Annotated in this window: 18 protein-coding genes and 4 pseudogenes; 7 read left to right on the top strand and 15 right to left on the bottom strand. The window is 57.3% G+C overall.

The genetic code is table 11. The features are described 5' to 3' along the window. Positions 1-10 precede the first annotated feature (10 nt). From UB90_RS16850 to UB90_RS16840, 3 genes are all read left to right on the top strand, one after another. Positions 11-799, top strand: coding sequence for a Crp/Fnr family transcriptional regulator (locus UB90_RS16850; protein ID WP_065325660.1), 789 nt, complete (start codon positions 11-13; stop codon positions 797-799). A gap of 173 nt (positions 800-972) precedes the next feature. Next, positions 973-1,770 carry a PRC-barrel domain-containing protein gene (locus UB90_RS16845; RefSeq protein WP_065325661.1) on the top strand — a complete coding sequence of 266 codons (798 nt, stop codon included), beginning with the start codon at positions 973-975 and terminating at the stop codon, positions 1,768-1,770. Between the two features lie 179 nt (positions 1,771-1,949). Beyond that, entirely contained in the window at positions 1,950-3,017 is a 1,068-nt protein-coding gene (locus UB90_RS16840) for an AI-2E family transporter (protein ID WP_081285602.1), read from the top strand. A gap of 100 nt (positions 3,018-3,117) precedes the next feature. Here UB90_RS16840 and UB90_RS16835 read toward each other — a convergent pair whose 3' ends face one another. Then, positions 3,118-3,312: a CsbD family protein gene (locus UB90_RS16835; RefSeq protein WP_065325662.1), complete on the bottom strand. Its 195-nt coding sequence runs from the start codon at positions 3,310-3,312 to the stop codon at positions 3,118-3,120. A 65-nt stretch (positions 3,313-3,377) separates the two neighbouring features. Between UB90_RS16835 and UB90_RS23340 the strand changes: the two genes are divergently transcribed. Together UB90_RS23340 and UB90_RS16825 are read left to right on the top strand one after the other, a co-directional pair. Next, on the top strand, positions 3,378-3,623 hold the full coding sequence (locus UB90_RS23340; RefSeq protein WP_430472398.1) for a DUF1328 domain-containing protein: 246 nt from the start codon (positions 3,378-3,380) through the stop codon (positions 3,621-3,623). A 650-nt stretch (positions 3,624-4,273) separates the two neighbouring features. Further along, positions 4,274-4,582 carry a putative quinol monooxygenase gene (locus tag UB90_RS16825; RefSeq protein WP_065325663.1) on the top strand — a complete coding sequence of 103 codons (309 nt, stop codon included), beginning with the start codon at positions 4,274-4,276 and terminating at the stop codon, positions 4,580-4,582. A 183-nt stretch (positions 4,583-4,765) separates the two neighbouring features. On the opposite strand, the gene UB90_RS23145 is transcribed toward UB90_RS16825, so the two are convergent. From UB90_RS23145 to UB90_RS16815, 4 genes are all read right to left on the bottom strand, one after another. Next, positions 4,766-5,017: a hypothetical protein gene (locus UB90_RS23145; protein WP_235859305.1), complete on the bottom strand. Its 252-nt coding sequence runs from the start codon at positions 5,015-5,017 to the stop codon at positions 4,766-4,768. An 84-nt stretch (positions 5,018-5,101) separates the two neighbouring features. Further along, entirely contained in the window at positions 5,102-6,976 is a 1,875-nt protein-coding gene (locus tag UB90_RS16820; protein ID WP_235859304.1) for a methyl-accepting chemotaxis protein, read from the bottom strand. Positions 6,977-7,205: 229 nt separating this feature from the next. Beyond that, on the bottom strand, positions 7,206-7,508 hold the full coding sequence (locus UB90_RS22845; protein ID WP_131818816.1) for a hypothetical protein: 303 nt from the start codon (positions 7,506-7,508) through the stop codon (positions 7,206-7,208). Positions 7,509-7,555: 47 nt separating this feature from the next. Continuing rightward, entirely contained in the window at positions 7,556-7,909 is a 354-nt protein-coding gene (locus UB90_RS16815; RefSeq protein WP_065325664.1) for a hypothetical protein, read from the bottom strand. 563 nt (positions 7,910-8,472) lie between these two features. Here UB90_RS16815 and UB90_RS22740 point away from each other — a divergent pair. After that, a pseudogene (locus UB90_RS22740) lies at positions 8,473-8,643 on the top strand (IS5/IS1182 family transposase); the annotation flags it as partial. A gap of 8 nt (positions 8,644-8,651) precedes the next feature. On the opposite strand, the pseudogene UB90_RS23010 reads toward UB90_RS22740, so the two are convergent. The 10 genes and pseudogenes from UB90_RS23010 to UB90_RS16770 all read right to left on the bottom strand — a co-directional run. Then, a pseudogene (locus UB90_RS23010) lies at positions 8,652-9,002 on the bottom strand (transposase); the annotation flags it as partial. Continuing rightward, positions 9,003-9,877, bottom strand: a pseudogene (locus UB90_RS16810) (IS110 family RNA-guided transposase); the annotation flags it as partial. A 244-nt stretch (positions 9,878-10,121) separates the two neighbouring features. Further along, a complete protein-coding gene (locus UB90_RS16805) occupies positions 10,122-11,384 on the bottom strand; it encodes an AGE family epimerase/isomerase (protein ID WP_065325665.1) in 1,263 nt (420 codons plus the stop codon). A gap of 46 nt (positions 11,385-11,430) precedes the next feature. Next, complete coding sequence (locus UB90_RS16800) at positions 11,431-13,815, bottom strand: transketolase (protein WP_065325666.1); 2,385 nt, start codon at positions 13,813-13,815, stop codon at positions 11,431-11,433. A gap of 125 nt (positions 13,816-13,940) precedes the next feature. Next, positions 13,941-15,017 carry an ABC transporter ATP-binding protein gene (locus tag UB90_RS16795; RefSeq protein WP_065325667.1) on the bottom strand — a complete coding sequence of 359 codons (1,077 nt, stop codon included), beginning with the start codon at positions 15,015-15,017 and terminating at the stop codon, positions 13,941-13,943. Between the two features lie 10 nt (positions 15,018-15,027). Beyond that, positions 15,028-15,870: a carbohydrate ABC transporter permease gene (locus UB90_RS16790; protein ID WP_065325668.1), complete on the bottom strand. Its 843-nt coding sequence runs from the start codon at positions 15,868-15,870 to the stop codon at positions 15,028-15,030. Between the two features lie 10 nt (positions 15,871-15,880). Further along, entirely contained in the window at positions 15,881-16,789 is a 909-nt protein-coding gene (locus UB90_RS16785; protein WP_227512075.1) for a carbohydrate ABC transporter permease, read from the bottom strand. Between the two features lie 23 nt (positions 16,790-16,812). Continuing rightward, entirely contained in the window at positions 16,813-18,072 is a 1,260-nt protein-coding gene (locus tag UB90_RS16780; protein ID WP_065325670.1) for an ABC transporter substrate-binding protein, read from the bottom strand. Between the two features lie 46 nt (positions 18,073-18,118). Beyond that, positions 18,119-19,270, bottom strand: a complete 1,152-nt coding sequence (locus UB90_RS16775; RefSeq protein ID WP_065325671.1) for a PLP-dependent transferase — start codon at positions 19,268-19,270, stop codon at positions 18,119-18,121. Further along, complete coding sequence (locus UB90_RS16770; protein ID WP_227512074.1) at positions 19,263-20,018, bottom strand: FadR/GntR family transcriptional regulator; 756 nt, start codon at positions 20,016-20,018, stop codon at positions 19,263-19,265. The genes UB90_RS16775 and UB90_RS16770 overlap by 8 nt, the downstream gene beginning before the upstream one ends. Positions 20,019-20,285: 267 nt before the next feature. Between UB90_RS16770 and istA the strand changes: the two are divergent. Beyond that, positions 20,286-21,585, top strand: a pseudogene (istA, locus tag UB90_RS16765) (IS21 family transposase); the annotation flags it as partial.

The following is a 21,585-nucleotide window of genomic DNA, read 5'->3' as shown; positions in this document are numbered from 1 at the left end:
GAGTACTGTCATGGCTTTTACCGTCGATGATAGGCTGATCCAAGTGACAGAAGTACTTATCAGAAAGGTCTCTGGATTTTTCGATATCACTGATGAAGTGAGTGCTTCGTTCTCCGAGATCTGCACTGATTTGGAGGAGTTAGAAGCAGGCACAGTTATCGTGCCGCAAGACGGTGTTTATGGTGACGTTTTCCTGTTGGAGCGCGGGTGGGTTACTCGATCCCGTCACTTGGAAACCGGTGCTCGTCAAATTGTAAACGTCGCTTTACCGGGCGACTTTGTGGCGATGAACGCGCTCTTGTTTTCAACATCGGATTTTGAGTTGCGATGCAAGACGGATGTAGCCGCCTTTCGCCTACCAGCCGATCGCTTAGGGAGCGCCCTAGCTCGGGATCCAATGTTTGCAGCCGCACTGTTCTGGGTGAACGCCCATGAGGAGAGCCTTTTGGCTGAGCGTATCGTGTCATTAGGCCGCCGCACCGCTCGTCAACGCACAGCCCATGTCCTTTGCGAACTTATGGCGCGGCTCGAAATCATTGGAATCACTGATCCTGAGCAATTCATCATCCCGATGTCTCAGGAAGAATTTGCCGACGTTTTGGGAATATCCGTTGTTCACATGAACAAGACCTTGCGGTCATTTGAACGCGAAGACGTGATCTCTTTTAGGAATGCTCTATTACTTGTAAAGGATCGCGGCAAGCTAGAACATGAGGCGGGTTTTGACGACGGATACATTCAGTTCTCCAGCCGCAAAGACCGAAACGCCTGGCGCCCTAGTTCTCTTCAAGCAGGTTAGCTGCGCTGCACCATGGATTGGCAAAAGCCATAATCCGCGACACAGGATGCTCTCGCAAGAAACGATCGTTCATCCCTGCGATGTGTGACCGCCAATCTGCCTGCCGTGAAATTCTAAAGGAACCGCTGAGCCCTTGTAGCGTTGCCAAGGGAACTTACAGAAAGGAGTTCCTTATGAAACGTTTCCTAAGCACAACAGCAATCGTCGTCGCTATGGGCTCAACCGCGCTCGCCGATGGGCACACCGGTGCCTTCCTGGATTACACAGTGACATCCGAAACCGATCTTTTTGCCTCTGAATTGATAGGGATGCGCATCTATACCGCTGAAGAGGAAGTGGATGCCGCGGCACCAACGACGGACGAGGACCGGGCGAAATGGGATGACATCGGCGAAATCAACGAAATCGTCGTCACTCGCGAAGGCGACGTAGCGGCCGTAATTGTTGGCGTCGGCGGCTTTCTTGGTGTTGGTGAACGTGATGTGGCGATCAATATGGGTGATTTGAGTTTCATGCGCGAAGATGGCGAAAGTGACCAACTCTTCCTCTTCGTACAGTCGACTCGCGAGATGCTGGAAAACGCACCAGTTTTCGAACGTGCCAAAATGGACGATCAAGCAATAGCAAACAATGCTATGGAGCGGACAATGCTGGCGGCCCCTCAGGTCGAGCGCGAAGGATATTCGGTTGCAGAGCGTGAGCAGTTGACCACCGAAACCCTGACTGGCGCACGTGTTTACGGTGCAAACGATGAAGATGTCGGAGAGGTATCGGAAATCCTAATCACTGATGGTGGTGAAATCGAGCGGGTCGTCATCGACGTTGGTGGGTTCCTCGGTATCGGCGAGCGCCCGGTGGCGGTGACGTTTGATGAGCTCACAATTTTGCGCAACGAAGGCGGCGACGATTTTCGCGTCTACGTTGACGCAACTAGGGAGGCGCTCGAGCAGCAACCCGAATACGAGAATTGAAGCACCAAAATAGATGTGAAGCAGGCCCATTTGGGGCCTGTTTTACTTTGGATCTGCCAAAGGAGAGACAATTTTACTCATGTGCCCTGACACAGTTGAGCTGGGGCTGTTTCTTCAACCGAAGATAGCTGGCGAAAGCGCTCGTGACAAACGCGCTGAAGCCCCGGATACTTACTAGGATGAGAGACCAAGACACACATCTAAAAGCGCTGCGTCAGAGCGCCAGCATACTATCCGTCATCGCCATCTTCGTGGTTATCTACTTCGCGCGCGATCTCATCCTCCCAGTCATGCTCGGCTTCCTTATCGCGATGACGCTGAGTCCGATTGCGCGGGCCTCGTTTCGGGTGGGCGTTCCATCTGGGCTAACAGCAGGGGCATTAACACTTGCAACGGGATGCGGGATTGTCTCGATCATTTATCTGGCAGGAGGGACTGTTGCCGCATGGGTAGAAGATGCGCCAAATATTGGGCGAGAACTGGAGATCAAACTGCGCGGCCTATCAGACGCGTTTGAAGCAGTCCAAGAGGCTTCGGAAGAAGTGGAACGTCTCGGTAAGGATACCGGAGGGGAAAATACTGGAGAAAAACAACAGGTGGTTGTCGAGCAACCAGGCCTATTGACCTCTGCGGTGACCGGTTTCGCAAGCTCCGCCACGACCATTGCGGTCGCCCTGATTCTGGCATTTTTTCTCCTAGCGTCAGGGGAACTCTTCTATACAAAGCTCGTGCAGTCCTTTTCATCGATGAAAGATAAAAAGCGTGCTCTGTCCGTTGTCTATGGGATCCAACGTCGAGTCTCACGCTACCTTTTAACGATCACTGTGATCAACGCAGTTCTTGGTCTGGCGATTGGAACGACGCTTTGGTTCCTCGGCCTCGAGAATGCGGTGATTTGGGGCATTGCTGCCTTCTTGCTGAACTACCTGCCATTCATTGGGGGGGTAATCGGCACGCTTCTAGTAGGCGCCCACGCCATCATCACGTTTAACAGTGTGGCTTACGCGCTCTTAGCGCCATTTTCATATCAAGCTCTCACCACGCTGGAAGGGCAATTTCTGACGCCTTATTTCGTCGGACGTCAACTCGAATTGAACACTGTCTCTGTATTCCTTGCCGTCGTCGTTTGGACATGGCTTTGGGGAGTGTCCGGTGCCCTGCTCGCTGTTCCGTTCCTGCTGGTATTCAAAGCTGTTGCGGACGAGTTTGAAACTCTGAAACCTGTCGGTAATTTTCTCAGTCGATAAGGTTTTGCGAAATCACGGTTTTCTTACTGAACGAAGTGTCCGAGGCGCGACGAGGTCGCTCCGCGCTTCAAACACTTCGTTCAACCGTGCGCGACAATCGCTACGAGTTCATCCACTCGTCAACTTCGCGCTTGGCTTCTTCCTTCGACTTACCGTACTTTGCTTGGATCTTTCCTTCCAGCGCTTCGCGGTTGCCGTCAATCTCGTCGAGTTCGTCGTCCGTCAATTCGCCCCATTTGGCTTGCGCGTTGCCTTTCATCTCTTTCCATTTACCTTGAATTTGATCCCAGTTCATCACCTTCTCCTTGTTTTCTTGATCTATCGAACCCTTGTGAACGCCGCAAACACACGACGGTTCCCATGGCAAGCAAAAAACTGACGATTAATTTCTACAATGCAGGGAACCGCGAGAGCTCCTCAGCGTTGTCAGGCAAAATGAAAGGAAAAACCATGCTTCAGTGGGCTTTGATATTTCTAGTAGTTGCCATCGTGGCGGCGGTACTCGGGTTCGGCGGCATTGCCGGTACCGCGTCATGGATCGCACAGGTTATTTTCGTCGTATTCGTGATCCTCGCGATCATCGCATTCATTCGACGAAACGTTTGAAGTCGGAGCAAAAACACGTGCATCGACCAGCTTCGAGATATCCAAGCGCCTGCAAGCAAAGCCATCCCATGACGGAGCGTCTGGCTGGTGCGTTGTTAGTTGTCGCTAAGAACTGACTCGGTAGCCAATAGTCTGTCACTGAGAATTGGCCCATGTGAACACGCTACTCCGGTGGTTTTGGTTGGGTGTTTGGATTGACCGACATAGGTTTTTTTTGAGTGTCGTCAGATGCTGGGCATTGCATGACAAAATGACAATCAGAGAAATTGCGCATCGGACGGCGCTGCCTCGAAACACCATAAAGAAGTAACTCAGCAAAGATGTTGTAGAGCCAAAGTCCAAGGCGCCCACGCGCCGCCCTAATCGCGTGATATCACTGACACTTGGTACAATCCCGATTGCTCAAGATGGCCCGACCCAAATCTAAGCGTCTTATCCGCCGATAAGGACCTGCTCGGCCTAATTGACGCGCATTTGGATCATTGCTCCGAATGATACACGTCCAGGCCTTCCACTCACTTCGGTCACTCAACGTGGAGTGTTAATTTGGTTGCCGCCAAGCAACATGACAAAGAAATCATATACTTCCGTTAACTTGGTTAAAGTAGTTAACATATCTTAAAAGTTCCAGCCATGTGAAGGTGGAACCTATGCCACAAGAACTCGCCATACTGATCATACGACCTCTCGATGAGTACTTCGAAGAGCTAGTCGATGAGTTCCCCTCTATGGTGGAGGAAGCTAAGCAGTTTCCCGGCTGTATCGATGCATTCCTAGCGATATCTCATAAACGCAAAGAAATCTTGGTTCAACACAGGTGGAAGAACCGCGATGCTCAAAATGAGTACTTGGCATGGCGTGGAGAAAGAGGCGACCTGATGCGTCTTAGTGAGCGCATAAAAGAAGAGCCGTTTTTCCGATCCTATTCTTTGGATATTTCACCTGGTCAAAAAAGGTAGGTATCTTTTGGTTAGCTATTGATACATGACATGTAGTGATGGGTCAAAGATCTAACAATAGCTTATGGCCCTCGTTTCACTGATCTTAAGAACGCTTGGCGGCACGTTGGCAACGTGTTGTTTTGTTTGAAACAACCTGTGTCTCACACGGCAACACATTAACTTTGTTTCTGCCGAAATTTATCAGAAGTCAGTCCATTTGTCGCCAGAGGCTCTCATTGGTGGCTCCGTCTCATCAAAGTCACCCCATGCAATATCCTGCGACACCGCTTCATTCAGTTTCACCGCCTGATCATAATTGGCCCCTCCGCTCACTTCAAAATTCGCGACCAAACTAGATAAGAAGGAGGCATCACGGTTGAGCATTTCCCCTGCAGCGTTTGCCTCCTCCACCATCGCAGCATTTTGCTGCGTGACACTATCTAGCTGTGTCACGCCGAGGTTGATTTCGTTAAGCCCTGTCGCCTGTTCTGACGCGCTACGGGCGATATCTGAAACCAGCTCCGAAATATGACTAACCTACCTAATAATACCCGCCAACGCCTCGCCCGCCTCGTCAACATAGGAGACGCCTTTCTCCACTTGCTGTGAACTGCTATTGATCAGCGCCTTGATCTCGCTGGCAGCATCTGTACAGCGCTGCGCAAGCCCACGCACTTCAGACGCCACAACTGCGAACCCGCGTCCTGCTTCTCCAGCCCGTGCCGCCTCAACACCTGCGTTCAGTGCAAGGAGATTGGTTTGGAATGCAATGTCGTCAATGACGCTGATAATTTGAGAAATCTTGATTGAAGAGGCTTGAATTTCTTCCATCGCAGCCACCGCCGTTTGAACGATTTCTCCACTTTTTTGAGCATCATGCGTTGCATTTTGAACGATTTCTTCGACAGATCGCGCGCCATCTGCAGCGTTCTTCATGGATGCGGTGATCTCTTCCACCGCCGCTGCGGTTTCTTCCAACGTTGCGGCTTGACTCTCGGTGCGGGCGGCAAGCTCGCTCGAAGACCCCTTGATCTCATCAGCCTTGGCACTGATCGAGGAAGTCGTTTCCACTACATTGCTGATGGTCTTTTCCAATTCTCCGACCGCTGCATTGAAGTGATTGCGCAACGCTTCGTATTCTGTACCCAAATCATCCTGAATGCGCACCGTCAGCTTGGCCTCGGAAAGGTTTGCAAGCCCAATCTGCAATGCTTCGACAACCTTCTGCTGCTTTTTCTGCGCAGCTTCGATTTTCTTTTGAGCCGCCCGTCGTTCGACAATCGACTCGCGGAAAATGATCAGCGCCTTAGCCATTTTTCCGATTTCATGCTTCAGTTCACCGCCGGTAATTTTGACGTCCGTATCTCCCTCAGACAGGGATATCGTCTGCGCCACTAAATTTGAGATCGGGTTAGTAATCCACTTGCCGACAACAAACGCCATGATCACCGACACGATAAAAACCAGTCCCGCGATCAACGGCGTCAGAAGCAACGCGCGGTCTACTTTAGCTTGACCAAGTGGACCAAGCTTATCTTGTTCGGTAACAATTGCCTCGACGATGCTTTCTAGGTCGGATTGAACCTTAGGCCCAATCGTATCCAGGCCATTCAAACGGATGTCTTCAATTGATGCATAAATTTTGGCCTGATCAGACAAGTTGACGCGCAGGCCCACAATTTGATCCTGCAGAGATGAAACCTGTTCTCCGTTGAGTATGCCTTCCCCGTTTTCAATCACTACAGCCGTTGCAGTGTCCAGAGCTCGCATTCGCTCGCTGATCTCGGCATATGCATTTCTACTGACGTCGACCACGACCACATCTAGGGCTTCAATCGCGATGGCAATTTTAGCTACCAACTGTGCATCATTTTTCGCAATAGCAGCCGACTTCAGGTCACGCAGCTCCGTCAACAGCGTAACAACTTTAGTGTCAAACGCCTGCTTTGCGATAGCCAATTGACCATCGGCGGTGCGTAGGTCCTCAAAAAGCTGATCATAGACTTGCGATAGTTCGACAACGTTGGAAATCTTGCTGGCGAGCATTGAATTTTCGCTCAATATCGTATCCTGTTTCAAATCACGCAGAATTTCACCAATGTTGTTGCGAACGTCGTCAGCATCACTCTCGCTGAGTGAAATTCTATATTTCAACGCCGCGATCCGTGCCTCGAACAGGTCTTCGACGATATTGTTGATGCGAATGGTCTGCTTCGCTGTCCCACGGTAGCCTTGATACGTTGTGCCCAGACTATTCACATTTAGATAAGCAAATACTGAACCGGCCACCAATGCTATGAGAAGCATGCCATATCCAAGATACACACGTGCAGAAATCGAAAACTTATCCATTACATAACCTTTACAGTGGCCCGCGAAGCGAATCGTATTCGCTTCGCCATAACCATGCATCGCAAAATCCTAATAAAATGAGACCGCTTCTAGTTAAAACTCAGAATGCATTGCTCACAGAACTTACCAGAAAGCAAAGAACCTTAGTCACCTGGCACTTCAGTGCCTGAGAGGATCAACCTGAGGTCTTATTCGGCAACGCTTAAAGTAGCTTACTTGAACAGGTGGGCTCGGGCCGTTTCGCGCCGCCGAAAAGATTCAATAATATGGAAACTAGAACGCAAAATGGTTACTGTGTAAAGCCAAGTCGAGAAGCATGATCGAGCTCAATATGAACTAGTGCTTGAAGGCATTTATATGACCGTCGCGCGTGCAGAATCCGAGATATGCGCAGACAAACATACGGCACCAGTTTGGCCACCAGAACCTCTTCAGAACAATCGCGGAACACTGAACGAGTTAAAATGATGTTGGCGTGCCTTGATGCCTCAATTTGACGTCGATGCGCCTGATCGACAGCCTTCGTTGAAAATGCACATACTTTGATAAAATGCTGAAGATCTTGCTCTTCTGTAAAACGTGCCTCGCGCATTCGTCTTCACTTGGTTCATTTCTATGTTACAAGATCAAAATATCCCTTCAACTGGTTCGAGCTCTGTTGGAGAGCGAGACACTGGCTCCAGTTTTCCAATACGTTTCCTCGTTGTCAGACTTGACCTGTCCTCTCGTCCAACCATAATTACCTTGGCTAGATCCTTCGTGTGCCTTCAATGGCTTTGGCTGTTTCCCCAAATTTTTATGCGTCTGGATTTCGATATGAGCTGTGACTTCTTGGACCAACTTGAATCCCTTGGCCATGATGAGGTTCGAGAGCGTGTCTTGAATGGATATTGGAGCGCATCTGAGCAGCGCATTGCTGAGCGCTGGCTTGCTGACTACTACAAATCCCAACTCGCCGAATTGAATACGCTTCGTCGCCATCAATCTGGTCATGATCAACGCTCATGGTTTCGCTTTTTTTCGTCCGATGTCCTTCGCAGACTTCGTGCGCTACTGTTGCATCGGCTAACCCGCCCTTAGGTCTTAATCTCACAGATCCCATTTTTATCCAATGATACAAGACTGACCGTCTGTAGCCGTGGTATCTCCTAGCCAAGCCCTCAGATCTGAGAAGCTTTGCGATATCGTTACCCCTTGTGAAAATACACTCAGGCCCTCGCTCGTATTAGTCACGCGCGGGTAGCGCCACAATTTCCACGCTGCCTGCCATTCTCACTAGTTCTCTTTCTCGTCTGGTTGCCTCCGTTCTAGGTAGCCACACCTTGCCTTGTAGGTCTCAGAGGTGTAGTATCCGACAGCCCTGTGTCTCTGACCTCCGATATCTGCTGTGCTGTATCGACCCAGCTGAATCAGCTCAGGTAAAGCCGCTGATCTGAATGCCGCGACAGGCGTGCGCATGGCAAGGGCCTGATGAGGGCGGCGATTGTTGTAGAAAGCGATCTAGACACCGATGACGCGCATCGCATACTGAGGTGCTTTCGAAGCGGTGGCAATAGAGCGGATATCACCACAGGAGCCGCGTTGAGAGCAAGATGAACTGCATCAAACTCTTGGGTCAATCCCTAATGGTCCAAGAGTATGATCGCTAGGTCACGGAAATCCAAGCCCACGTCGCTGCGCTCAACCGCTACACCGCTCTTGGCATACCCGATACAGAGCCGGTATGATGAGGCTGTTGGGGGTCAAGGTATCTTGCCATGATGCGCTCGCCGACAGATTTCAGGCAGCCCATCTTCGCCTTCATGCGGCTGCGGGCGTGGTATCCTGTCCATCGTTTCCAGAAAGCCCTGCTGTAATATCGCGTTGCGCGCAGGGTTGCACTTCGGGCGCGTGCCGATGGGCTGTCATCCTTCCATAACCGGCTGTTCTTGCGGACTGGAATGATTGGCATGGCCTGCCGTTCGATGATGATCTTGTGGCAGCGTCGCATGTCATAGACACCGCCGGCAGTCACGGTACCGATCTGCTCGTCTTCTAGGATCTGCCCAAGAGGGTCTGCTAACACGGGGCTGTCGCCATCACGGCTGGCCGAAGCGTGGGTATGCGGTGTGATAATGACGCTGTTGGCGCCGATGACCAGCAGGCGTCGCAGGGACCGCTCGCCCATCTTTGTCGTGGCTCCGAGCCGCTGCTTATCGCCGGTCGAGTGCTGCCGGGGCACAAGGCCCAGCCAGGCTGCAAAATCACGCGCTCGACGGAAGGTGTCAGGCGGCGAGGCCAAAGATGCGATGGCTGTCGTAATCAGCGGCCCGATACCCGGCTCCGTCATCAGACGCCGCGCCCCTTCGTTCTCTTTGGCGCGTCGGGTGATCTCGGCATCAAGCTTGGTGATCTCTTCCTCCAACTGCGTCAGTGCCGCAACCAGAACCTTAAGGGTGGGGATCGCATCGGCAGGTAGAGTGCGTTCCGGATCTTCGACGAGTGCAATCAGCTTCGATGCATTCGCTACCCCCTGTGGCACGACCTGTCCGAGCTCGCTCAAATGCCTCGCAGCGCATTGATGGCCTGGAACCGCTGCCGGATCAGAAGCTCGCGCACGCGAAACACCATCGCCGCACCCTGCGTCTCTTCGCTCTTCACAGGCACGAACCGCATCGTCGGACGTAGCGCGGCCTCGCAGATCGCATCGGCATCGGCCGCATCGTTTTTCTGACGTTTCACGACGGGTTTGACGTAGGCGGGTGGGATCAGCCGAACGTCATGACCCAGCTTGCCGATCTCACGACCCCGGAAATGAGTGCCGCCGCAGTCTTCCATCGCCACGACGCAGGCCGGGAGTTGGCCGAAAAATCCAGCACCTGAGCCCGCCGCAACTTCTTGCGCACGACCATTACCGTCGGCCCCGTGCGCCTGGAACACACTCTTCGCCAGATCGAGCCCGACCGTGATAATCTCCGACATGACCGCTCTCCTATGTGGATCGTTGCAGACCCACCTTGGCACATTGATGCCGTCGGGGGGCGGTTACATCATCAAAGCCCTTAAAAGGTAATCCCCCCTTAGCGTAGGTTTCTGTCCCGTCCGGCAATAGACCCCAAATTAACCGGAACCACCCCGTGGGGCAGTTCCGGCTGCGGGTGGGAAGTCCCACCTTCGGGCATTGCAGGCGGCGCTTGCGGGCCGCGTTTATTAAGATCGGTTCAGGTCAGCGCAGCGCGGCGGTTTGCGGGTCCAGCCGTTTCAGGTCCGCCGCATTGCGCGACAGGCCTGCGGCCAGCGGGAACAGCGCCGCCTGCACCGAATGATAGATGTCAGGCTTGCCCATAAACTGGTTCGACACGGTCTTGTTATTAGCGTCCAGTTCCGGGAACCAGCCCCCGCGGGCGTGGTCGATCAGATGCGCATGGGCAAAACCCCACAGGCGGCGATACCAGGTCTCATCCTCGGGTCGGGCATCCAGTTTCAGCAGCGCCGCCATGGCGCCGATTGCCTCGGTCACCGGCCACCAGTAGCGATCCGCAATTGCCACCTTGCCGCCCGCCCCCAGCGTATAGGCAAAGCCGCCGCGCACCGCGTCCCAGGAATCTTCCAGCGCCTGTTCGATCAACCGGCGCGCATCCTGCGGTGCGTTGCCCTCGGGGCGGCCGCGCAGGTCCCAATATTGAAGCAGCAGCCGGCCCAGCTCAAACGAATGGCCCGGCGTACTGCCTGCGGGGCGGAACATCGGGTTGCCGCTATAGGCACGATCGATCTGCCAGTTGGCATCATAATGTTCCGGCAGCCGCCAGCCCTCAGCCGGGGCAATCCGGCCCACGAAGAAATCCAGGATCCGCCCGGCGCGTTGCACAAAGATCTCCCGCCCGGTGGCTTCATAGGCGGTCAGCAGCGCCTCGACCGCGTGCATATTGGCATTCATGCCGCGATAGGTGGAAAACGGCGTCCAGTCGCGGTCCCACTCATCGGCAAACAGCCCGTGGTCCTCTTCCCAGTATCTCTCCTCCAGCACCCGCCAGACCTCCTCCAGCAGCGCCATCGCCTGCGGATGCCCCGCCTGATGGGCGCTGGCGGCAGCCAACAGCACAAACACATGCCCATAGGCCAGCTTGCGGATATCCGCCGGGGTGTCGCCCTCCAGCCCCCACAGGTAACCGCCATATTCGGCGTCGCGGTGGTGGCTGGCCAGATAACGCAGCCCGTGGTCGACAATCTGCTCGGCGCCTGCGACGCCCAGCATCTGCGCCAGCGCGTAGGAATGCACCATCCGCGTCACCGTGTGCAGCTCGCGCATCTGACCGGGCAGCGGCTTGCCGTCGAAATCCAGCGTGTCAAAGCCCCCGGCCGGATCGACGCTGGCGGCAAAGAAGTCAAACTGCCGCCGCGCCTCATGCAGCAGCGCCGCGCGGTGGCCGGGGTCGGTGATCCACAGGGTGCCGCTGTCCGCGGTGCTGTCGTTCAGAATATCAGGCATCAATCTCTCCAAATCGCCATTTCGGCAAACAAACTTTCAAGCACCATCACCCGGCCAATGGCATCGCATAGCGCGCGCCGCGTCCGGGTCGCAAGGCCGTGGCCGCATGCAGGATGGCGTTGCAGTCGATCCCATGCAGCCGATAGGCGTCCTCTACCGTGCCGGCCTGGCCGAAATGTTCAACCCCCAGGGATTTCACCCGGTGGCCCTCAACCCCGCCCAGCCAGCTGAGGGCGGCGGGATGGCCATCGGTCACCGTCACCAGCCCCGCATCCCGCGGCATCTGCGCCAGCAGGCGCTCGGCATGGGACATGGCGGTGTCCTGACCACGCTGGCGCGCCCGTTCCGCCGCCTGCCAGCCCGCGTTCAGCCGGTCGGCACTGGTGACCGCCAGCACGCCGACGCCGCGCAGATCCTCGGCCAGCAGCCCCGCCGCGCGGATTGCCTCCGGCGCAACCACGCCGCTATAGGCTATCACCACCAAGGTCCCCGGCTCCGGCGCCCGCAGCCAATAGCCGCCATCAATCACCTGCCGCGCCAATGCCGCATCCATCTGCCGCTGCGGCTGCTCCAGCGGCACCGTCGACAGCCGCAGATACACCGCGCCACCGCGCTCATCATGCAGCCAGCTCTGTTCCTCGGCCACACCCGACCCGTCGCGCTGCATGTAATCGAACCCCCAATGCATGATCGCCGCCAGCTCATCGGCAAAGGCGGGCTCAAACGTCGCCAGCCCATCCTGCGCCATGCCAATCAGCGGGGTTGAAATCGACTGATGCGCGCCGCCTTCATGGCTCAGCGACACCCCCGACGGCGTTGCCGCCAGCATGAACCGCGCGTCCTGATAGCAGGCATAGTTCAGCGCATCCAAACCGCGGCAGATAAACGGATCATAGACCGTGCCCACCGGCAGCAGCCGCTGGCCAAACAGCGAATGCGCCAGCCCCAGCGCCCCGAGAAAGGTGAACAGGTTGTTCTCGGCAATGCCCAGCTCCACATGCCGCCCCTCGGGGCTGCGTTGCCATTTTTGCAGGCTGGCAATCGCCTGATCCTTGAACACATCCGCCACGCCGGTCTTGGCAAACAGCCCGGTCTTGTTGATCCAGCCCCCCAGATTGGTCGAGACCGACACATCGGGCGAGGTAGTCACAATCCGCTCCGCCAGCTCCGGCGCATCGGACGCCAGCGCCGCCAGCACCTGCCCAAATGTCTCCTGGGTGGAGATCACATCTTTCAGCCGCGGCTGCACCTGTTTATCCGCAGGCACCCGCGCGGCCTTGTGGCAGCGGCTGCCCCCCTGATTGAACGGCACCTTGTTCAGGAAATCCTGCACCGTATCCGGGTCGGAGATCCCCGCCAAAGGCTCCCATTCATCGCCCGCATCAATCTTCATCTCGCGGCGCAGACCGTCGATCTGGCCCGCGGTCAGCACCCCCGCATGGTTGTCCTTATGCCCGGCCAGCGGCAGCCCGTGGCCTTTGACCGTATAACAGATGAAGCACACCGGGCGGTCATGGTCGATGCCGTTCATGGTGTCCGCCAGCAGCGCCGCATCATGGCCTGCCAGATTGCCCATCAAGGCCGCCAGCGCCGCATCATCATGATCCGCCAGCAGCGCCAGCGCCTCGGCATCCGCCGCCAGATCCTGCTCCAGCTGCGCCCGCCAGGCCGCCCCGCCCTTGAAGGTCAGCGCCGAATACAACCCATTGTCACATTGGTCGATCCACCGGCGCAGCGCCGCACCACCAGGCCGCGCAAAGGCAGCCTGCATCAACCGGCCGTATTTCAGCTCGATCACCTGCCAGCCGCAGGCGGTGAAAATATCGCGAAACCGCGCGTTCAACCCGTCCGAGACCACCCCGTCCAGCGATTGCCGGTTGTAATCGATGATCCACCAGCAATTGCGCAGGTCGTGTTTCGCGCCCTCTAGCAGCGCCTCATAGATATTGCCTTCGTCCAGCTCGGCATCGCCGACCAGTGCGATCATCCGGCCCTTGGGCTGCTGCAACCAGCCATGGCCCGCCAGATAATCCTGCGTCAGGCTGGCAAAGGCGGTCATCGCCACCCCCATGCCCACCGACCCTGTTGAGAAATCCACGTCATCCGCATCCTTGGTGCGCGACGGATAAGGCTGCGCACCGCCCAGACGGCGGAAATCCTCCAGCTGCTGACGGCTCTGGTTGCCCAGCAGATACTGGATCGCATGGAACACCGGGCTGGCATGGGGTTTCACCGCCACCCGGTCCTCGGGGCGCAGCACGTCGAAATACAGCGCATTCAGGATCGCATTCATCGAGGCCGAGGAAGCCTGATGCCCCCCCACCTTGATCGCGCCCTTTTCGCGCAGATGGTTGGCATGGTGGATCATCCAGGCCGACAGCCACAGGGTCTTGCGCTCCAACTCAGTGCGGATTTGGTCAGTCTTGCTCATCACGAAAAACCTCGTCTGGCGGTCACGCTCAGGCGACCGGCATCATTCGGCCACGCCGTGCGTGCGGGCCGGGAAGAATGGGGGGCGGCGGCCGCAACCGGGCCGCCGGGATCACGGAAGCGGGGTCAGGCCGCCAGCGCCGTGGCGGCGCGCAGCGCGGTGCCATCGGCGGCAAATACATGGGCGTTCTGCGGCTGGATGTTCAGCCCCAGCAGATCACCGGAGCGCGCCGGGATATTGCCATGCACCCGCACCATCATCGGGCCGATGCCCTCAACCTGCAGATAGATATTGGTGTCGGATCCCAGATGTTCGACCACATCAGCCATGGCCTTCAGCATGCCCTGCCCCGGGGCCACCACGTCGATATGCTCGGGGCGGATGCCCAGTTCATGCGCGGCGGATGTATCGCCCAGATGCGGCAGCGCCAGATGGCTGCCGCCAAGGGTCACGCCCCCTGCCCCGGCCTCGACCGGCGCCACATTCATGGTGGGGGAGCCGATGAACTGCGCGACAAATCTATTGGCCGGGGTCTCATACAGCTCCAGCGGGCTGCCCACCTGCTGAATGTCGCCGCCCTCCAGCACCACGATCCGGTCCGCCAGCGTCAGCGCCTCAACCTGATCATGGGTCACATAGATCATCGTCGCGCCCAGTTTCTGATGCAGCCGGGCAATCTCCAGCCGCATCTCGACCCGCAGCGCGGCATCCAGATTGGACAGCGGTTCATCAAACAAAAAGGCGCGCGGATCGCGAACAATGGCGCGGCCCATGGCCACCCGCTGCCGCTGCCCGCCCGAAAGCGCCTTGGGCAGGCGGCTGGTCAGTTTCGACAGGCCCAGCGTCTCGGCGGCGGCGGCCACCTTGGACTTGCGCGCCTCCGCTGCATCGCCGCGGATCTCCATCGAGAACCCCATGTTGCGGGCCACATCCATATGCGGGTACAGCGCGTAGGATTGGAACACCATGGCAATGTCGCGGTCGCGCGGGCGCACATCGTTCATGCGCTCGCCGTCGATCAGGAAATCACCGCCGCTGATCGGCTCCAGCCCGGCAATCATCCGCAGCAGGGTGGATTTGCCACAGCCCGAAGGCCCCACCAGCACAATGAATTCACCGTCTTGGATATCCAGGTTGATGTCGCGCAACACGTTGACATCGCCATAGCTTTTCTTGACGTCGTTCAGTTGGATACGTGCCATTTGGGCCTCCCTAGCCTTTGACCGCGCCGGACGTCAGCCCTTGCACGAGGTAACGTTGAATGAAGATGAAGAACAGGCAGCTAGGCACCAGCGCCAGCACCCCCGCGGCCATCATCTGCCCCCAGTCGACCGAGAATTTCGACACAAAGGTCAGCAGCCCCACCGGGAAGGTCATCGCGTCATTCTTGGAGATCAGCATCAAGGCGAACAGCAGCTCCGACCAGGCGGCGGTGAAGACAAAGCCCAGCGTCGCCCCCAGCCCCGGCAGGGTCAGCGGAAACACCACCTTGTAAAGCGCCTGAAACCGCGAGCAGCCATCCATCATTGCCGCCTCTTCCAGATCCTTGGGGATGCCGTCAAAGAAGGACTGCATCAGGAAGGTGGCAAAGGGGATGTTGAAGGCGGTATAGACCACGATCAGGCTGGTCAGCGAGTTCAGCATGCCCATCTGCGAGATGATCTTGTAGATCGGCGCGATGATCATCAACAGCGGGAACATCTGGGTGATCAGCATCACCGCGATCAGCAGCTTCTTGCCCGCGAAATCAAACCGTGAGAACGCATAGCCCGCCGCTGCCGCCACCAAGGTGGTCACCGCCGCGGTGCCCAGCGAGACATAGAGCGAATTGCCGAAATAGGCCATGAAATCCGTTTGCAGGATGACCTTGGCAAAATTGTCAAAGGTGACCGAGCTGGGCAGCAGTTGCGTGCCTTCGGTATAGATCAGCGCATCCGGGGTAATGGCGATCTTGATCAGCCAGTACAGCGGAAACAGGGCAAAGGCTAGGTAGCCCGCCAGGGCGGCATATTTTGCAATTGCAACAGCCGGGCGACGTCGGAGAACGGCAGACATGGGTGTGTCCTTAGATCTTGATGAGTTTCTTGCGCAGCCACAGCACGATCCCGGAATAGACCAGCAGGATCAGCAGCAGCGCCACCGCGATGGTCGAAGCATAGCCAAAGTCCAGCTTGCGGAACGCGGTTGTGAAGATATAGGTCGACAGGATCTGGGTCGAATTGGCGGGTCCGCCGCCGGTCATGACGTAGATCAAATCGGCAAAATTGGCGATCCATATGGTGCGCAGCATCACCGTAATGGCAATCATCGGCGCCAGGAACGGCAGGGTGATCTTGCAAAAGCTCTGCCAGCCGCTGGCACCGTCGATCTCGGCCGCCTCATACAGCTCACCGGGGATGGATTGCAGCGCCGCCAGCAGGGTGATCGCAAAGAACGGCACCCCAAACCAGATATTCGCCAGGATCGGCCCCCAGATCGCCAGCTCCGGGTCGCCCAGAATGTTATCGGGCTCGCTCAGGATGCCAAGGCTCGCCAGCCAATGCGGCAGCGGACCAATCACCGGGTTGAACAGCCAGGCCCAGGTCAGCGCCGACAGGAAGGTGGGCACCGCCCAGGGCAGGAACACCAGCGCCTGAAACAGCCGCTTGCCCCAGAACCGCGTGTTCAGCAGCAAGGCCAGCCCCAGCCCCAGCAGAAACTGCAAGACCACCGACCAGAAGGTCCAGAAAAACGTGTTCTCCAGCGCGATCCAGAATTTCTTGTCGGTCCACAGGGCGAGGTAGTTTTCAAACCCCACCCAACCGCTGTTGAACGGGCGCAGCAGCTCAATCGACTGGAAAGAATAGGAAATTCCGATGATCAGCGGGATCAGGATCACCGTGCCGATCAGCACGATCGCAGGCGACAGATAGGCAAAAGGCTCCACCAGATACTGAAGATACAGCGAGCGCCGTGCCCGGGGTTTCCGGGGCACGACAGTTTTTGTAGCGCGGGCAATCACTGCGCCGCCTTCCAGTTTGCGTATTCCTGGGTCAGGAAGTCGGCCCATTCATCGGCGATGTCCTGCGCCGTGCGCTGGCCCAGCAGCGCCTCCTGGCTGGAATCCAGCGCAATGCTGTCCGCGAAATAGCCAAACTGCTCCAGATAGGCAGGCATCAATGTGGGCACATATTGCGACCCGTTCAGCGTATCAAACCAGCCCTTGAACTGCTCGGTCTGGAAATAGGGATCCTGATCCGCGCCCTTGTGGATCGGGATCACCCCCACCCGCTTGGTCCAGGTTGCGTTGGCCTCGGGCGAGGACAGATGTGCAATCAGATCAAAGGCTTCGTCTTTGTGCTCGCTGGCCGCGAACATCGACCAGCCAACGTAGCCAATGGTCGGGAAGGCCTTGCCCGAGGGGCCAACCGGCATCGGGACCACCGCAAAATCTTCGGCAGGCATCCGCTCTGCCACCGCAATCAGCGCATCCGGGTCCTGATCCAGGAAGGCACAGGTGCCGGAATAGAAGCCCGCCACGATCTCGTTGAAGCCCCAGCTGACGCTGTCCTTGGGGGCATTGCCGTCCTGATACATGTCGATCAGGAACTGCAATCCGGCAACCGAGCCCGGCTCATTCATCCGCGACTTGCCGTCTTCGGTGAAGAACTCATTGGTGCCGTTCATCGCGGCCGCCATCATCACCCAGGCGTTCAGCCCACCGGGACCGCCGCGCAGGCAATAGCCGGATTTGCCGTCCAGCTCAGACACCGCTGCCGAGGCGGCCTTGAATTCTTCCATGGTGGCCGGCGGGGTTTCGACACCGGCCTCGGCCAGCAGCTTCTTGTTGTAGAACATCGCCCGCAGATAGAAACCATAAGGCAGCATATGCATGGCCCCGGTCTGGGTGCCCATCTGCACGGTCTTTTCGGTTAGCGTGCTGCCATGTTCCCAACCCGCAACCTGCTCATCCAGCGCCGCCAGCTGGCCCGACCCGGCATAAAGCGCCGCCCAGCGTTCCGGCATCTCCACGATGTCCGGCACGTCACCGCCCGCAACCATGGTTGCCAGCTTTTCAAACGCACTACCCCAGGGCAGCGAGACGATCTCCACCGTCACGCCGTCATTGGCGGCTTCATATTCATCCACCAGCGCCTGCAGCGTCTCGGTGCGTTCGGGGCTGGTGATCACCTCGACCAGCTTGAGCGTGGTATCGGCATAGGCTGTTGAACCCATCAACATGCCCGCGGCAGCAATCCCTTTCAGAAGATGTTTCATCTTTCCCTTCCCTATTGCATTGGTTTTTGGTGTTGGTGTCACGGCTTCAGTGCTGACTTGCCGCTGCCAGCGCAGCAGCAAAGTCGCCCCATAGATCCTCGGCCTCCTCCAGGCCCAGGTTCAGCCGCACAAGATTTGGCGAAACGCCAAATTTCTGCATTGAATTCTGCTCCCCCGCCTGCGCCAGCCCAATCCGGGCCGGCATCACCAGGCTCTCGAAACCACCCCAGCTGACCCCCAGCTTGAAATGGCGCAGCGTGTCGCAGAACGTCGGAACATCCACGCTGTCATCAAATTCCACCGCCATCAGCCCGGATCGCCCGGTCAGGCCCGGCGTGTCATCGGGGCCGGGGCTGCGGATCTTGCGCACCTGCGGCAGCGCGCTCAGCCGGTCGACAAACCGATTGGCGGTAGCCTCATGCTGGCGCATCCGCGCCACCAGCGTGCGCATGCCGCGGCTCAGCAGAAACGCCTCAAACGGGGCCAGTTTGGCGCCCAGCAGCGGCACGGTCAGATCACGGATGCGGGTGATGTGGTCGTGGGAGGAAACAACCACGCCCGCAACCGTGTCCGAATGGCCCGAGATATATTTCGAGGCCGAATGCAAAACGATGTCCACGCCCAGTGTCAGCGGCTGCTGAAACACCCCGGCGGCCCAGGAGTTGTCGATCATCGTCAGGGTGCCGTGGCGTTTGGCATGCTCTGTCACCCGTGGCAGGTTCATCACCTCCATCATGTTGGAGCTGGGGCTCTCCAGATAGGCAATATCAACCCCCGCCAGTAGCTCCGGGTTGTTCTCGAATGCGCTGACGGGATGGTAATTCACCTCGACCCCAAAAGGGCGCAGCAACCGTTCCATCAGCCGAAAGGCATCCGGGTAGACATGTTCGACACAGGCAACCCGGCTGCCCGGTTTCACAAAGGCCAGCAGGGTCGATGAAATCGCCGCCATGCCAGAGGCAAAGCCAATCGCCGCCTCGCCCTGCTCCGCCTGCGCCATCATCTGCTCAAAGGCCGCAACGGTGGGATTTTGCACACGGGTATAGACCGGCGCGCTGGTCTGGCCCGCCATCCGATCGGCAAAGTCCTGGTAGCTGTCAAATGTAAACAGCGAGCTTTGCACGATCGGAGGCGTCACCGCCCCCCCTGCCCCGTGAGTGGCGGCAAGCAATGTGGCAAGGGCGGTATCTTCAGTCATTCTTGGTCTCCAGCACCTGGCGGATTTCGGCTTCGACCATGGTCAGGATCTCTTCCATCAGCCGGGTCGCTTCTGTCTCGTTGCCCTCTGCAATTGCCTGTGCCAGCAGCGGGTGCAGCGGAATGGTTTCATGGCCCAGATGGGGCTTGCCCAGCGGGGCTTCATAGACTTCCTTGAAGCCCTGCTGGATCTGTAAGATCAGTTGTTCGAACAGCGGGTTGCCGCAGGCGTCGTAGATGGCGCGGTGGAACCGGTCATCCGCCGGGCGCCAGTCTTCGCCTGCGTCATAGACCGCCATCAGCTCGCTGACGCGGGCGGTGATGATGGCGGCATGTTTGGGGGTGCGGTTCTGCGCGGCCAGCCGCACCGCCTCGACCTCCAGCGGGCGGCGAACCGCATGGGTCCGCAGCAGGCTCTCGGCTTCCAGTTTCATGGTCACCGGCAGATGGATGGCGTTTGCCGCCACTTCAGCTGCCAGCCTGGTGCCGGCCTTTTTGTTGCGCACCACAATGCCCATGCTCTGCCAGGACGTCAGCGCCTCACGCACCTTGGCCCGACTGATGCCGAGCCGCCGAGCGATGTTCACCTCTGGCGGCAACCTGTCCCCAATCCGCAGCCCCTCGCGGTCAATCATCCGCGACAGCGCATCCAGCACATCCCGGCTTGTGCTCCCGGGCGGCAGGGTCTCAAGCGTTTCGCCTGCGGCCTGCGTATGTGTTTGCTGGTTTGAGTTGGTCGGCTGGGTCACGGCGGGTCCTGCTCTGCGTTTGCTGAGACAAGGCTTACACATAATGTCCGACAAAATCAACAATAATGTCGGACATTACGATTTTCGCGCTTAGAATTTTGAAAGTAAAACAGGTTTTCTGTTGTTTACGAATTTATCTCGGTGGCGGCTCACATGTTGATTGTCACTGAGAATTGACCCGGTAGCCCCATAAATTGTCACTGAGAATTGACCCATGTGAACACACTGCCCCGACGGTTTTGGTTGGGGGTATTTGGAGTGATCGACATGGGATTTTTGAGTGTCATCAGACGCTGGGCATTGCGTGACAATATGCCAATCAGAGAGATTGCGCGGCGGACGGGTCTGTCTCGCAACACCATAAAGAAGTACCTGCGTGAGGGCGCTGTAGAGCCGAAGTTCAATACGCCCAAGCGCCCGAGCAAGCTGGACCCATATGCAGATAGGTTATCCGCTTGGCTTCTGATCCAGACACGAAAGTCACGCAAAGAACGACGCACAGTCAAGCAAATGCATGCTGATCTGGTGAAGCTGGGATATGACGGCTCCTATGAACGCGTTGCGGCTTTTGCGCGGGCCTGGCGTGACGAACGGCACCGCGCTGAGCAGACAACGGGGCGCGGCACCTATGTACCTTTGGTGTTCCAGCCCGGGGAAGCCTTCCAGTTCGACTGGAGCGAAGATTGGGCCAATATCGGCGGTGAACGGGTCAAACTTCAGGTTGCTCATATCAAGCTATCGCACAGCCGAGCGTTTCTGGTTCGGGCTTACCCGCTGCAAACCCATGAGATGCTGTTCGATGCTCATTGGCATGGCTTCCGGGTCTTCGGCGGCGTACCCGGTCGCGGGATTTACGATAGCAAGTCCTTGTTCGCCATTGGTTCAAGAACAATGGACGCGCGAAGACGGCGGTGGACCGCGTCGGCAAAGGCAAGCAGCGCGACATCAATGCACGCTTCAAGGCGATGGCCAGCCACTACGTGTTTGAACCTGAGTTTTGTAACCCTGCGGCGGGTTGGGAGAAAGGCCAGGTCGAGAAGAGTGTGCAGGATGCTCGCAACCGCATGTGGCAGGTCATGCCTGTTTTTGCCGATCTGGAAGAACTGAACCAGTGGCTTGAAGATCGCTGCATCGCTCTGTGGGCGGAGACACCGCACAAGTCCTTGCCGGGGTCCATTACTGATGTTTGGGAAGCTGAGAAGTCCGTTCTTATGGCACTGCCGCCGGCATTCGACGGCTTCATAGAACACAGCAAACGTGTATCGCCGACGTGCCTGATCACATTCGAACGCAATCGCTACAGCGTTCCTGCCAGCTTTGCGAACCATCGGATCAGCTTACACGTGTACCCCGAACGGCTGGTCATCGTTGCTGAGGGGCAAACGGTTTGCGAGCATGCGCGGATTATTGATCGATCCAAACGCAAGCCGGGCAAGGTCATCTATGACTGGCGCCACTATCTTGCTGTTATCCAACGCAAACCAGGTGCCCTTCGTAATGGCGCGCCGTTTACAGAGATGCCGGATGCCTTCCGCCAGCTGCAGGATCACATGCTGCGCAAAGAGGG

Origin of the sequence: Tritonibacter mobilis (assembly GCF_001681715.1) — a bacterium.
Taxonomy (GTDB): domain Bacteria; phylum Pseudomonadota; class Alphaproteobacteria; order Rhodobacterales; family Rhodobacteraceae; genus Epibacterium; species Epibacterium mobile.
The sequence above is the reverse complement of the archived record's forward strand: the minus strand, read 5'-3'. Positions and strand labels throughout refer to the sequence as shown.